Annotated in this window: 9 protein-coding genes, 2 pseudogenes and 1 CRISPR repeat array; of the genes and pseudogenes, 7 read left to right on the top strand and 4 right to left on the bottom strand. The window is 37.1% G+C overall.

All coding sequences use genetic code 11. From position 1 onward, the window contains the following. Window positions 1–92: 92 nt before the first annotated feature. Window positions 93–671 (top strand): annotated as a pseudogene (cas1, locus tag GGQ92_RS15575) (CRISPR-associated endonuclease Cas1); the annotation flags it as partial. Window positions 672–682: 11 nt separating this feature from the next. After that, window positions 683–973 carry a CRISPR-associated endonuclease Cas2 gene (gene cas2, locus GGQ92_RS15570; RefSeq protein ID WP_184251172.1) on the top strand — a complete coding sequence of 97 codons (291 nt, stop codon included), beginning with the start codon at window positions 683–685 and terminating at the stop codon, window positions 971–973. Window positions 974–1,144: 171 nt separating this feature from the next. Continuing rightward, window positions 1,145–2,569: a CRISPR direct-repeat array (repeat unit 32 nt; unit sequence GTCGCACTCTACATGGGTGCGTGGATTGAAAT). Window positions 2,570–3,064: 495 nt separating this feature from the next. On the opposite strand, the gene GGQ92_RS15565 is transcribed toward cas2, so the two are convergent. From GGQ92_RS15565 to GGQ92_RS15550, 4 genes are read right to left on the bottom strand one after another with little or no spacing between them, the layout of a single operon-like run. Then, the gene (locus tag GGQ92_RS15565) at window positions 3,065–5,890 is read right to left on the bottom strand and encodes an ABC transporter permease (protein ID WP_184251163.1); all 2,826 of its coding nucleotides are present in this window, start codon (window positions 5,888–5,890) and stop codon (window positions 3,065–3,067) included. Between the two features lie 10 nt (window positions 5,891–5,900). After that, window positions 5,901–7,109, bottom strand: coding sequence for an efflux RND transporter periplasmic adaptor subunit (locus GGQ92_RS15560; protein WP_184251161.1), 1,209 nt, complete (start codon window positions 7,107–7,109; stop codon window positions 5,901–5,903). A gap of 36 nt (window positions 7,110–7,145) precedes the next feature. Then, window positions 7,146–8,042: an ABC transporter ATP-binding protein gene (locus GGQ92_RS15555; RefSeq protein ID WP_184251165.1), complete on the bottom strand. Its 897-nt coding sequence runs from the start codon at window positions 8,040–8,042 to the stop codon at window positions 7,146–7,148. 30 nt (window positions 8,043–8,072) lie between these two features. Continuing rightward, window positions 8,073–8,765, bottom strand: coding sequence for an ABC transporter ATP-binding protein (locus GGQ92_RS15550; RefSeq protein WP_184251159.1), 693 nt, complete (start codon window positions 8,763–8,765; stop codon window positions 8,073–8,075). A 455-nt stretch (window positions 8,766–9,220) separates the two neighbouring features. Between GGQ92_RS15550 and GGQ92_RS15545 the strand changes: the two genes are divergently transcribed. The 5 genes and pseudogenes from GGQ92_RS15545 to GGQ92_RS15525 all read left to right on the top strand — a co-directional run bounded on the left by GGQ92_RS15545 (window position 9,221) and on the right by GGQ92_RS15525 (window position 14,967). Further along, the gene (locus tag GGQ92_RS15545; RefSeq protein ID WP_184251157.1) at window positions 9,221–10,216 is read left to right on the top strand and encodes an ABC transporter substrate-binding protein; all 996 of its coding nucleotides are present in this window, start codon (window positions 9,221–9,223) and stop codon (window positions 10,214–10,216) included. Next, window positions 10,213–10,545 (top strand): hypothetical protein, encoded by a 333-nt coding sequence (locus tag GGQ92_RS15540; RefSeq protein WP_184251155.1) that lies wholly within the window; start codon window positions 10,213–10,215, stop codon window positions 10,543–10,545. Before GGQ92_RS15545 ends, GGQ92_RS15540 begins: the two co-directional genes overlap by 4 nt. A gap of 43 nt (window positions 10,546–10,588) precedes the next feature. Further along, window positions 10,589–11,959, top strand: a complete 1,371-nt coding sequence (locus GGQ92_RS15535; RefSeq protein WP_184251153.1) for an ABC transporter substrate-binding protein — start codon at window positions 10,589–10,591, stop codon at window positions 11,957–11,959. A 42-nt stretch (window positions 11,960–12,001) separates the two neighbouring features. After that, window positions 12,002–13,327, top strand: a complete 1,326-nt coding sequence (locus tag GGQ92_RS15530; RefSeq protein ID WP_184251152.1) for an ABC transporter substrate-binding protein — start codon at window positions 12,002–12,004, stop codon at window positions 13,325–13,327. A 245-nt stretch (window positions 13,328–13,572) separates the two neighbouring features. After that, window positions 13,573–14,967, top strand: a pseudogene (locus GGQ92_RS15525) (aldehyde dehydrogenase). The last annotated feature ends 132 nt before the right edge of the window (window positions 14,968–15,099 follow it).

Below are 15,099 nucleotides of genomic sequence, written 5' to 3'. Positions count from 1 at the left end.
TCTCTTTTGGCCATAATTAATTCTCTCCCGACTTTTTATGAATCAAGTTTATATGACCTTAACGAATCTGTCCAATCAAGTGTAACCTATCCAAGATAAGAAAGTGTGAGGATTTAGAACGTCTGCGAGGATGGGAAGGCCAAGCAGCTATAGCATATAACAAAGTTTTTAATTCCATGATATTACAACAAAAAGAGGATTTTTATTTTCATTTAAGGACAAGAAGACCTCCATTGGATAATGTTAATGCTATGTTATCATTTGCTTACACCTTGCTTGCAAATGACATGGCATCTGCTGCAGAAACAGTAGGGCTTGATGCATATGTTGGTTTTATGCATCAAGATAGGCCAGGTCGACCTTCATTGGCTCTAGATTTGATGGAAGAATTAAGGGGAGTTTTAGCAGACAAGTTCGTATTAACACTTATAAATCGTAGAGAAATTACTGAAGGGGCATTCATTAAAAAAGAGAATGGTGCAGTAATCATGACCGATGATGCTAGAAGGGAATTCTTAAAAGCATGGCAATTAAAGAAACAAGAAAAAATAACTCACCCATTTATAGGGGAGAAAATTTCCTGGGGTCTTGTGCCTTATGCTCAATCCTTATTATTGGCTCGCTATTTACGCGGGGATTTAGATGAATATCCACCATTTTTGTGGAAGTAGGTGACTAAGTGATGCTAGTCCTAATTACCTATGATGTTAGCACATCTAGTTATGGGGGCGAAAAAAGACTTAGAAAGGTATCAAGGGCATGTCAAAACTATGGTCAAAGAGTACAAAATTCTGTTTTTGAATGTGTTGTTGACGCTACGCAGTATACGATTCTAAAAAGTAAATTAGAAAAGCTTATTGATCCAACAAAAGACAGTTTGCGTTTTTATAAATTGGGAAATAACTACAAAAATAAGATTGAGCATATTGGTGTAAAAGAATCTTTAAATATTGAAGGACCTTTGGTGTTTTAATGAGTGCTAACCCTTAGCTTACATGAAAAGTCAGGAAGGTTAGCACTAATAAAAATAGGTATTTTACCAATTAACGGAACTAAAAGGCGGTATTAACTTGATAAATGTAAAAACAAATTAGTGATTTACACATAAATCGACTTTTTTTGCTGATTTTTGAATAAAATCGCTGTCGCACTCTACATGGGTGCGTGGATTGAAATCTAAATTGGATAACGTATCTAGAATAACTTCTAAGTCGCACTCTACATGGGTGCGTGGATTGAAATATGAATACGAGAATTTAGAAAAAGGAGCTATCACGTCGCACTCTACATGGGTGCGTGGATTGAAATACTAAACTATCATGTTTATAAGAATGGTATAAAATGTCGCACTCTACATGGGTGCGTGGATTGAAATAACATTAGCGATTTCAGATATACTCTTTAATCTCGTCGCACTCTACATGGGTGCGTGGATTGAAATAAGAAAGCTATGATTTTGAAGTCATTCGTTGGGTGTCGCACTCTACATGGGTGCGTGGATTGAAATTTATATTGTGACACGGATAGTGTGCATTACTTGAAGTCGCACTCTACATGGGTGCGTGGATTGAAATTGTAGAGTCAATTCGAAACGGATAAGATGCAGGAGTCGCACTCTACATGGGTGCGTGGATTGAAATCCCCAACCTTCCTTATTAGGGTTTGGCCTTACAGGTCGCACTCTACATGGGTGCGTGGATTGAAATATTGATCTAAAAATTAGACTAGATAATTATGTAGTCGCACTCTACATGGGTGCGTGGATTGAAATTTTACAAGTACCGTTGTATCTCTGTACCATCGTGGTCGCACTCTACATGGGTGCGTGGATTGAAATTTTAGGAGAGGAATTACATCATGTGCAGCAAATAGGTCGCACTCTACATGGGTGCGTGGATTGAAATCAATCCGATTTGACGGTGACAGAGGGGAACATAGTCGCACTCTACATGGGTGCGTGGATTGAAATACACTGCTTTTGATTTTTGAAAGTGATCAATGATGTCGCACTCTACATGGGTGCGTGGATTGAAATTGCAATACGGGACAATAAAACAAGTCGAATTTGTCGTCGCACTCTACATGGGTGCGTGGATTGAAATACCGATGTCTACAATGCTGTGTTTAGCAAATTCCAGTCGCACTCTACATGGGTGCGTGGATTGAAATACTTGTACCTGGTGTACCATGTGGACCATCATTAAGTCGCACTCTACATGGGTGCGTGGATTGAAATTCCCCATTAATCTCAACACAAGAATAACTAATACTGTAGCACTCTACATGGGTGCGTGGATTGAAATAATGTTTCATAGTCTTTCCCCATAAAACCGAATACGTCGCACTCTACATGGGTGTGTGGATTGAAATCTACCCCTCAGATAAGAGACGGTACAATCGAATCGTCGCACTCTACTTGGGTGCGTGGATTGAAATATGTGGAACTACGAGGGACCGAACTATGAAGCAGGGTCGCACTCTACATGGGTGCGGGGATTGAAATCAGAGTATCAAGAACACTCGAAACAGTTTGAAATGTCGCACTCTATATGGGTGCGTGGATTGAAATTTGTCCGTTTGTACTCTTGACCCAAGCAAAGAAGTCGCACTCTACATGGGGTGCGTGGATTGAAATTAACAAACAGAGTCGTGGAGGAACAAAAAGAACGTCGCACTCTACGTGGGTGCGTGGATTGAAATATTTGTGTTTTCTAATCTCATTTTTAATTTCTCGTCGCACTCTACTTGGGTGTGTGGATTGAAATACCTGTTTCTCTATCAGCAAACTTATACCTTTTAAGTCACACTCTACTTGGGTGCGTGGATTGAAATTATCCTGCGCATCCTCAATCGAATTTGGATTCAGTTCGCACTCTACATGGGGTGCATGGATTGAAATAACCAAGAGTATCAGAATAACCCTACGGACGAAGAAGTCGCACTCTACATGCGTGCGTGGATTGAAACTAATTGGAGGCGGAATTGCATATACCAGCTACCTAAGAAAGAAAAAGCTATCAGCAGAAAAATAAATATTATGTAGGTAAAAGGAGTAGGGATTTCCCTACTCCTCTCCTATTTTGATAGCTTGGTAGATTTTTATTTTTGATACCATCCAGCTTAGGATAGCTAGTCCAATAATTAGAATAACGGCTGCAAAGCAATAGATTAATAGCTCGTCTCTCATCTCAACGAAAATCCTAAACGGCAAAATTTGCTTCTGTCCACCTAACGAATATTGGATAAACGGAATAAATAAGAGACTCGTTATTTTTCCGACTACTACTCCTAACATAATCGCAACACCTGTTGTCAGCACCTGTTCCCACCATAATATGCTGAATAACTGTCGAGCTGACATCCCTAATGCTCTGAATGTTCCATATTGTAGAGATCTTGCTCGCAAGGATAAAATCCAATACAACAAAAATCCAATGAAGGTAATGACTAAAGCAATCAGAAAACCGAGCGTCAATGAACCATTTAGTCCTGTTAAATAAGCGTCATTACTTAAATCATTGACATTTTTCTGTACATCACGAAAACTAAATAGACTTAGTTCTTCCTCTTCTATTTTTGCCATTAGCTCTGAACGATCTGCGTCGTCCTCGAGACTAATCCATAGTTGATATGGTTCTATCGCCATCGAAGTTTGAATATAGGATAAGTTGCCAACCACAAAATATGGGTTTTCAATCGGATCCCAGGATGGCCAATAATCTATCACATCATATACTACAAAATGTGCTTGCTGTGCCATATTCCAGTCTAATGTGACATATTCCCCGGGCAATACTTCAAGCTTTTCAGCTAATGCGCTAGAAAGAAATACCGCGCTATTTTCGCTCGCCATCAAGTTTAAATATTCGTACCAATGACGATTAGGAGATAATAAGGATGACCTGAAAAATGCAGTTTCTCCAAATGTTTTCGTATCAATCCCCATCAAATGTGTTTCTTCTTTATTATTTGGGGCTTGGGTATTGGTTATGGATGCTCCGCTTTTCTGGAATACCTTCGCAACTTGCTTAACACCAGGCCAATCTTTAAAATGACTTGTATCCGGCTCATAGTATAAAATTCTTAAATTGTCTCGTCTATCTTCCTCGCTTATCATTTCGCCAGCTTTAGTCATTTCTATTGGTATATCGCGGTCCCAGAATTGTTGTAGAACAATGTCAGCACCTGCTTGATAACGTACTTGTTCCTCTAAATTTTGATATACGGTTTGAGCAGTGTTGGCACTAAATAAACCGATGGATATGGTCATTACTAGAAATAACATGAAAAACTGATAGGGCTGTGATGAACGACCAATCTGCATTAACGTCGTATAAAGAGGTACTGGCCATTTTTTTCTGCCAATCCAGGTAATCAGTGCGATAATCCATGGATAGACACGAAATGCTAACAAGGCAAATCCAATGATAAATAAGACAGGAACGAGTAAAAGTAGTGGATCAATTGAAATACTTTGAGAATCGGAAGCACTGTAATTACTTTGTCTTAACATATACCAGCCATATGCTGCAATGGCGAGTAGGAGCACATCGATAAAGTACTTGTGCCAGACAGCTTGTCCATGCCCCCGTGAATGTAGTCTCTTTTGTGAGACGATATTTTGCCTTGTGGCCATAAATACTGGAATCATGACACTGATTAAACAAGCAATAGCTGCTACCCCAGCGTACAGATACGTATCAAGTGTTAGCTTAACGGGTAGTGATTGGCGCTGGACAAATTCCATAAATCCGGTCGTCGATCCTAACAATTTACTTATCATCAAGCCGATTAACGGTCCGATAAGAATAGCCATTCCACAGAGAAATAATGCTTCTATAAAATATATAAAGGCAACTTGTCTTTTACCCGCACCACGACTTCGTAATACTGCGATTTCTGCATGCTGCCTTTCAACGATTAGTTTAGCAACCATCCATAAATAGATTAGTAACATGACTAGCACAGGTGCGAAAAAAGTGATTGTCATTGCACGAAATTGGCCTTCTTGACGAAGGAAATGTTGGACGATTCCAATCATAGGGCTGCTAATCGTTACTTCTGTATTTTCTGTTGCACGTATCGTTTGGTTGCGAAGAATGCGTTGAATAGGCAATAGTCTCGAAGCATCTTTTATATCTAAATTCGTATAGTCATAGGTGCTATATAGGAGAGCTTCCTTTACAAATTCATCTAAAGGTAATAGTTGCTCTCGATAAATATCTTCGGCAACGACAAAGGTATTCTCAAATCGATTAGGTGATACTGGCCAATACAATTCGGTTCCTTCTGCAGCTTGAAAGGTTCCTACAGGTCGAATGATAAGATCTTCATCTAGTGATTGATCGGTTAAACGAATTTCTTCCCCTAGAAATATGTCCATTTCTAATAAGGCATTATCGTGAATATACACCTCAATTACCTTTTGGTCCTCACTGTTAGTAGGGTGTTTTCCATGAAGAAGCGTAATATTCTCTTCAAAATTGGTTAGCGATACTACATGGATATTTCTCATGCTTATATCAGAGGATCCACGATATCCCTTCAGCGCCTTTGATGTGAGCATCGTTGCTGCTTCTACTTTTGGCATTTCAACTTGTTGGTCTAAAACCTTTTCATTTACTTTTTCTAATTGCTCTAATAGCTTAACTCGATCAATCTTCTTATCAAGCTTCTCCCAATCTGTGTGATGGGTAATGATACCGGGATAGGTACCATTTTCTTCTTGATAGCGTTCAGATTCACTTACGACAAGCTTTTGTAGAGATCCAGTCGTGTAAATAGGAATGGAGGATACCAATATAATTGTTACTAATATACCGATAAATAAGCTAATGACTAACCAGTAGTTCTTATAGATCTTTCTAGCAATCATGGTTAATATGCTCAAGGTATCCCTCCTAACGTAAGATGAGTTGGTCACCTTCGTTTAAACCACTGATGACTTCTACTCTATCTCCAACTTCTAATCCTGTTTTAATTCCTACTTCTGTTAGATTCTCCCCATCTAAAATACGAACGACTTGTTGTTCGTCATAGTTTCTTATGGCACTAGTTGGGATGGTAATAGCATTTTCACGAATCTCAAAAACTATCTGAATTTTTGCGCGTTCTCCTAAATCAATCGATGCTGGAAGGTCCTCGACTTCAATACCAATATCTTTGTCCGGATTATTTTCATCGGGTAAATCAACGACTTTTCCTAATAACTCTTTTCCGTCTAAGTCAATGAGAACTTCCATTCCGACTGTTAAATCATCGACTCTATTACCAACAGGGGTAGCAACTAACCGTAAAGATTGTGGATCCGATAAGGTTGCTAGTGAATCGAATGGCTCGACTATATCACCAGCCTTTAGCTCGGTTAACGAGGTAATCCGTCCAGACATTGGTGCGGTAATCTTGGTGGCTTCCAATTTTGTTTGAAAGTTAGTTAACTGATTTTGTTGTCGTTCCACATTCAACTGTGCTCTTGTAACATCCCGATTTAAGTCAGCCATATTAACTAATTGCTGCTCCGTCATTTCGATATCTTGCTGTTGTTGCTGTTTCTTTTGATCTAGTTTTGCAATTTTATCTTGTTGTTTTTGCTGTTCTTCTTCATTTTCTAGCTTTTTTAATAGAGCCTCTTGTTCTTTAATATCATCATTTATTTCCTTCAGCTTATTTTTCTTCTTTTCAATATTAGCTCGAAGGGTTTGCTGTTCTTTTTTTCTTTCATTCGCACTATCTACATCTAATTTAGCTTCATTCAAAGCAATCTGTTGCTGAGTAACCTCAAATTCAAGATCATCTTGTTCCAATTCAATTAACAATTGACCTTTTTCGACATTTTGATTTGGCTCCACATGGATCTCTTTTATACGATGACCAAGCTCGCGTGTATACACTTCTGTTGAATTGGCGGAATGAAATACTGCACTTCCTTCATAAGCATCTATTAAATCATTTCGCTCAATGACTTCTATGTCATATTGAGTTGCTGCTGGTTCAATTAATGGAGGAGCAAGAGCTTCTTGTTCTTTAGGGATTAAATTACATCCACTGAGTAATAACAAAATTCCTCCCATTATAAAGATTAGTTGGCCTGTCCAATTTTTATCTCTCAATGAATTACCGCCTTTCTCAACTGAATAAATATTTAATTATTTTTTGGTTGGATTCAAAGAAGGTTGAGGTTTAATGATGAGTTGGCCGTCTTCTTCTACAACTTGTACACGACTTTGTTTGTTATCCCCGAGGTTTAATGTGTGGAGTAATTCTTCTGGTATTTGTAATCTTCCTGTCCGGTCGACGACGGTATATTCTAAGTGTGTATTTTCTTCCTGTATGCCCTGCATCATTAGTTCTTCTAATTCATGTGGTTGCATACGGAACATTTCACTCGATATCTTTCCATCTCGTATGTTGACTACTCGGTCTACCTTTTTTGTTAATTCGGTGTCATGAGTAACAATGACAATGGTCGTATTTAGAGTCTCGTTAATTTCCCGAAAAACATTTAATAATTGATCACCTGTTTTTGAGTCGACACTTCCTGTAGGTTCATCAGCTAGTAGGAGGGGAGGCTCATTCGCTAAAGCAATGGCAATAGCTACTCGTTGTTGTTCCCCACCTGATAGTTGATTTAATCGGTTTTTTAGTCGATGCCCGAGACCAACCATTTCTAAAAGTTGTCTTGCCTTCTGAGACTTTTTCCTACCCTGAAGAAGCATAGGTATTTCAACATTTTCTTGTGCGGTCAAATAAGGAATCAAGTTTCTCCCTTGATTTTGCCATACAAAGCCGACAGTTAATCGTTTATACATTTTTAATTGCTTTTCTGTCATTCGTAAAAGATTATTACCATCTACTAAAAGGGAGCCTGCTGATGGACGTTCAAGCCCTCCTAATAGGTTTAGTAAAGTAGATTTACCACTTCCACTACTCCCGATAATCGCCATCAATTCCCCTTTTTCAATTGTAAGGTCCAATCCTTGCAATGCGAAAACTTCTAAATCATGTGCTTTGTAAATTTTGACAACGCTTTCACAAATGATCATGCTCATAGCAACACCTCTTTTTCTCAATATCTAGGAAGATAGCTTAGATTTTATTAACTGGCCATCTTCTAATTCATAAATAGTATCTGCCATATGTAATACATTAGGATCGTGGGTTGTAAAAATGATGGTCATCTTTTGCTCATCTACTAAGCTACGAAACAAGCGAATGATTTGGAAGGTTCGTTTTGAATCAAGCTCAGCTGTAGGTTCGTCCGCCAATATGAGGGAAGGTCGCTTGGCAATTGCTCTTGCTATTGCAACACGCTGCTGCTCTCCTCCAGATAGTTCATAAGGTCGATGCTTCGCACGCTTAGAAAGTCCTACCCATTCTAAGGACTCTTTTATTCTTTTCTCCCATTCCTCTTGTGGCACTCCCGCTATACGAAGTGAGAATTCAACATTTTCTATTGCTGTCATCATGGGTAATAGGGCAAAGGCTTGAAAGATGAACCCGACATGCTTTTTACGAAAATTATCGACTTCTTGATGATTAAATTGAGAGATGTCTTGTTCTAGGAAGGTGACTGTTCCATCTGTAGGTTGATCTAGACCACCTAAGATATTCATGAAGGTTGTTTTACCGGAGCCAGATTTTCCTTTAAGGATGATTAAAGAGCTTTCAGTTATAGTGAGGTTAATTCCACGTAGAGCATGTACTGCATTCTTACCACTACCAAAGGATCGAGTGATATTGCTTGCTTGAAGAATTGGATTTGGCAAACGAATTCCTCCTTATTTAATGATATTCTTTTAAGTGAAAAATAAATGATAGGCAAAATTAAATGCAATGTACAGATATTAACTATTAAATATAAAACCTAAAAAAGTAAAGATTACTAATAAATGTATTTACTTTAATGTACAGCGTTGCTATATTGTGGTTACAAAAGGTGCTTATAGAATATTCAATCAATTAATCTTATAGATAGGAGGTTATTCATACAAAGTATTATCTGTTTTGTATTACTTTTGACATAATTAAATTTTGAAATTATGCAATATCATCTTCATAAGTGCATCGTATTACTCAATAAATATCCTCATTGTTTTTAATCATACGTTTAAATCCATCTATTGTAAACGCTTCAAAATATAGTTTTTCCTTTAAATAGTTTATTTTATTCAATTTTCTACCATATTTTCCGTTTGGGAATACGTTACGAGGGAGTGTGGAAATGAATAGGTCCAAAGAAATATGGATAGTGAAGCTACTTATTATCCTGTTAATATTAACTTCTTGTAGTGGTGCAGACGATGACTTGTACGAAGAATCATATAATCCAGTATTAGAAAAGGGAACGAAGGAATTAACGCTTCGATATCAATTTAATCCTCGGATATCTGGTGACAGTAGCGATGATAGGCTAACAGAAATGTATGACCATATTGAGGAAGAAACGGGTCTGTCTATCATCTCTGATTCAAAATCGCTAGATGGTTATATAGCCATTTTAAAGAATGAATTATCTCGTGGAGAACTTCCGGATATTATTCAAATTAATTTGATGTATGACGATGGTAGTGGAGATGGCAAGAGTTTTTTACATGAAGAAAAAGAAAATTTATTAGATTTGACTGATTTTTTAAAAGAAAGTGGACTAATGGAAAAGTTCTATAGTTTGGAAAGCTATAAAGTGGACGGACGGGTATATGGACTTCCTATAGATGGAAGTACCATGCAGTTATATTATAATAAAGCACTTGTAGAAGAATTAGGAGGTCTTCCTGAAACTTCCGAGGATTTCATCAGTTTTATGAAGGAAGCAAAAAACAAGGGTTATAATCCTATAGCAATAGACGAGGAAGATGGTTTTTCTCAAATGCCATATGATTTGTTCCAAGGAATATTATTAGAAACAGCTGGAAGAGAGAAATTATATGAATTGATGAATGGAGAAGCGAGTTGGTTTAATGATGAATTTATTGCAGCCCTTCAATTAATGGAAGAAATTGCACAATTAGGGATTCCTCGATTAGAAATGTATACTGACGAGTTATACAATGAATTTTTATCAGGGAATATCGTGTTTATGTATTCTTACTTTCCTCCAAATCAAGATAATTTTTGTGTTATGCCATTTCCAACTGTTTCAAGTTCCCATGAGAACTCACCTTCACTTATTGCAAACTTTCCTTCTGGTTATGTGTCTCGGAAGAGGAAGAGCAATTGATCTATAAATTTATTGAAACATTATGGTCTGAGGAATTTATTTCAACGTATTATACGGATAAATTTTATATACCTGCTATTCATGTAGAAGCAAATACAGAAGATGCTCTATTTAATGAAGTCTTGCAAATGATGAATGAAACTACAAATTTTGTACCGAAAATAACGGACCTGCTTCCGTATACCAAAGGAAGTAACTTCAGCCAGTTGAATTATGAAATAAGAACGAGAGAAGTGGTAAAGGATCTTGCAAATGGTGAATTATCATCACAGGAAGCAGTAGAAAAAATGGATGCAATTCAAGAGGATTTAATCAATATTACACGCTAAGAAAACTACCTAGTCTTTTGGAAGAAAATAAGGGGTGAGGAAAATGAAATCTTTCAGATATTCTTTTTTAACTCTAATAGTTACTGGTCTAGTCTTATTTTTAATTGGATGTCAAGAAGCTGAGGAAGTAGGAGATGATGATTGGATTGAAGATGATTCTAATCCAATACAAGAAGAAACAAAGGAACTTACACTACGTTATATGTTTTATTCTGGTTTTGAAGATGACTATAATGGCGATAAACTAAAGGAAATCTTTGACAGGATAAAGATGGAACAAGGATTTACTATCCAATCAGAATCAAAATCATCCGATGGATATTCAGCTATTCTTGCAGATAACATATCCCGAGGAGAAATGCCACACATTATAGAGTTTCATGCCACACTTCCAGAAGACATTAACTTTATGCATGAGCATACAGATCACTTGTTAGATTTGACGGATTTTCTTGAAGATTCAGGTTTAATAGAAGAGTTTCATTCCTTAGACCATTTCACTGTAGATGATCGTGTATATGGACTACCTGTTTATAGTGGAGGACTAACACATTTATATTACAATAAAGAGCTTGTAGAGGAATTAGGGGGAGTCCCCGAGACTTTGGATGAATTTATTGCAATGATGAAGGAAGCAAAACAAGCTGGTTATAATCCTATAATTTTAGACAATCAAGGAGATAATAGTTTTTCACAATTACCGTATGATTTATTTCAAGGCATCTTGCTAGAAACAGCAGGAAAAGAAAAAATAGAAGCATTAATGAATGGAGAGGCGAAATGGACAGACGATGAATTTCTCAAAGCACTTCAATTAATGGAGGACATAGCGAACATAGATATAACGAGATTTGATATGTATCCAGATGGGTTATTTAATGAATTCATCTCTGGTAATACGTTATTTATGTATTATAATTTCCCACCTGATGATGCTGAAACTTTCGGAATAATGCAGTTTCCAACAGCTTCGGAAACGAAGAGGGATTCAACAATGATGACGGGGACATTTCCATTCGGGTACGTTTTTAATGGAGATGTGACCGAAGAAGAAGAGAAGATGATCTATCAATTTATTGAATCATTTTGGTCGAAAGAGATATTAACTGAATATTATTTAGAAGAATATTTAGTTCCTGCTGTACGGGTAGACGCGAATACGGATAATTCACTATTAAATGAGTCTATTACTCTATTAAATGAAACTCATGACATTATTCCTGGAGTTGCTGAATTAGTTCCTGATGTGAAAGACTTGCCTTCGGAGTTTGGAACCGCAGTTTCATCACAGGAGCAATACAGTTGGAAGCTTACGGAAATAGTAAATGAATTGTTAGAAGGTAGTATAACTGCTCAAGAAGCAGCGCAAGAAATAGATGTATATCATGAGGATTTTCTAAAAAGTGCAAACTGATAATTCTTAATGGGTGCCTTATAGATGGATAAAGAGGTGAGAATGATTAAATTACAAAATAGTTATTATGTTGCTTTGATTTTTGGATTAGCTTTATTTTTAATTGGGTGTCAAGATGCTGAAGATGTAGGAGATGATGATTGGGTAGAGGATGTGTCTTCACCAACTGAAACAGAAGAAGATACGGAATTAATCCTTCGTCATGCAATAGAGTCGGAAGAGGAAATTAACATATTGAGAGATGCTATAGAGAACGTGGAATCTAATATAAATGCTACTATTACTATGAATCCACAAGGCGCTGAACTTTATCATGCTATCCTAGAAGAGGAAATTGAAGAGGGAGGATTCCCGCATATTATAGAAGTCATTATGGCAGCTGATGGTCCGTTTATTAAAGAGAACCGGGAACACTTTTTAGATTTAACTGACTATTTAGAGGAAATTGGTTTAAAAGATTCATTTTACTCGCTGGACGGGTTCACGATTGATGGAAGGATATATGGTTTACCTGTTAGGGGAGTTAGTTATCATTTGTTTTATAATAAAGAGCTCGTTGAAGAGTTGGGCGGTGTACCTGCGACGTGGGACGATTTGGTAACCTTAATGAAAGAAGCAAGCCAAGCAGGGTATAATCCACTAATGATGGATGCGCAAGGATATCGTTACCTGGATTTATTTGAAGGATTATTACCTCTGACCGTAAGTGAAGAAAAGTTAAATGAATTAATAAATGGAGAAGCAAGTTGGACCGACGAAGAATTTATTAGGTTGTTTGAATCAATAGAGGAAATTACACAACTAGAAATACCCGTGATAGAAACAGAGTCAGAGGGAGATCCGACACAAATAATCGAGTCATTTTTAACAGGAGATTCTGTATTTATTTACACGAATCATTCCGTAGAAGAATTGCAAGAAGGATATCCACAAATGGATGGTAATATTGGGGTGATGTCCATACCATCAGTAGCTGGATTTAACAGTGACTCTTCTTCATTTATTCATGGCCATTTTATGGATGGTTTTGCTTTTAGTGCTGATGTCACTACTGAAGAGGAAGAAATGATTTATGAATTTATTGAAGCATTTTGGACAGAAGAAGTAATTTCGAATTATAGCGTGGAATTTGGTTACTTGCCATCAATGAGAATGGATCTTAAATCTACTAATGAGCTATTGCAAGATATAACAAACTTAAATAATGAAGCAACAAGAGTGTATCCTTCGATAAGTACATTTTTTCCATACGATTATGAAAGAGAGATTTTACTAACCCTACAAGGTGTTGCGACTGGTAATAAATCTGCTAATGAATCGGTGGAAAGACTACAACATTACCACGAAAATTATGAGGAGACAGAATAGTTTGTCGCTCCACCAAGTAATGGTTTATTGTGATAAATCGAAGAAAAGTTGTTACTAAGGTCATGATGATTCATGGCCTTTTTTTATACATAATATTCCAGTATTTTCTGTTAACTGTATCACTTAAATGAAGTGTTCGAAGCTTCTATATGTCAACTCAATCAATTGACATAAGCAATAAATATCCCTACTGTTTACCTTATAAGATAAACGTTAATCTTTTATATAGAAAGGTGGTAATAAACATGTACACCGAACTAACACCACAGCATGTTACCGATATTCTTAATGAGCATCAATCATTTTTTCAATCGCATCAGACAAAATAAATCGAATTTCGATTGGCACAACTTGATAAACTTAAGGAAGGCATTAATGAATTTGAACCTAGAATAACAGAAGCATTACGAAAAGATCTCGGAAAGCACCCTTTCGAAACGTATACTACGGAAATAGGTTATGCCTTAAATAGTATTACTCATACGAAAAAGAATTTAAAAAAATGGGCAAAAACTAAAAAAGTTAAAACACCAATCTTTCTTCAACCATCCAAAAGTATGATTCGTTATGAGCCGTATGGGACAGTATTAATTATTGGTCCGTTTAATTACCCTTTTCAGCTCTTAATTGAACCTTTAATTGGAGCCATTGCAGCAGGAAATTGTGCAGTCATTAAACCATCGGAATTAGTGCCTAACGTCTCAGCAATTGTAACAGAGATGATAGAAAGTATTTTTGATACTTCCTATATTCGTTCGGTGCAAGGTGGAGTGGAAACAAATACATCTTTAATTCACGCACCATTCGACTACATTTTCTTTACGGGTAGTGTCGCAGTAGGCAAAGTTGTGATGGAGGCGGCTGCTAAGAATTTAGTGCCAGTTACACTTGAACTTGGTGGGAAAAGCCCTGCAATCGTGGATGAAAGTGCAGATATAAAAGCCGCTGCACAACGGATTATATGGGGAAAGACCGTAAACGCAGGTCAAACATGTGTCGCACCTGACTATTTGATGGTCCATGAATCAGTAAAAGAAGAGCTCATTACTGAAATGAAGCAAGTACTACACACATTCTACAGCTCATCAACTGAAAAAAGTAAGGACTTTGGCCGTATCGTGAATGAGCGGCATTTTCAGCGGTTGACTTCGATACTCGAAAAAGATAAAGACCTCATTATACATGGAGGATTAATCAACCCTGACACAAGATATATCGAGCCAACTTTATTAGAGGCAACATGGGAATCTGCATCAATGGAAGATGAAATATTTGGCCCGATTTTACCTATCTTAACGTACGATAACTTAGCGGATGCCATCCAATCTATTAACAGGTTAACGAAGCCATTAGCGCTTTATTTATTTACATCTAACTCTGAAGTAGAAGAAAAAGTATTAAACGAAATCTCTTCAGGCGGAGTAAGTATAAATAATACGATTACTCATTTGGCCAATCCTGAACTACCATTCGGTGGAGTAGATAGCTCTGGAATCGGTGCTTATCACGGTCACTATAGCTTTTTAACCTTCTCGCATGAAAGAAGTATTATGAAAAGCAGCAGTAAAATAAACATTCCATTTTTATATCCACCATACGATGATAAAAAATTAGGGATTGTTCGACGATTTTTAAAATAATAGGTAACTGTGGCGTATTTCTATTTAAGAGATACGCTTTTTTTAGTGTGCCCGGCATGGGTGTAATCTCTAGGGTGAGAGTCCCGAGCCACGAAGGCAGAAGTAGTGGTTAGCTAATCGTAAGGGTGTCCG

The sequence above is a fragment of the Gracilibacillus halotolerans genome (genome assembly GCF_014206945.1).
GTDB lineage: Bacteria > Bacillota > Bacilli > Bacillales > Amphibacillaceae > Gracilibacillus > Gracilibacillus halotolerans.
Note: the sequence above shows the minus strand (reverse complement) of the source record. Positions and strands in the feature narration are given on the sequence as shown.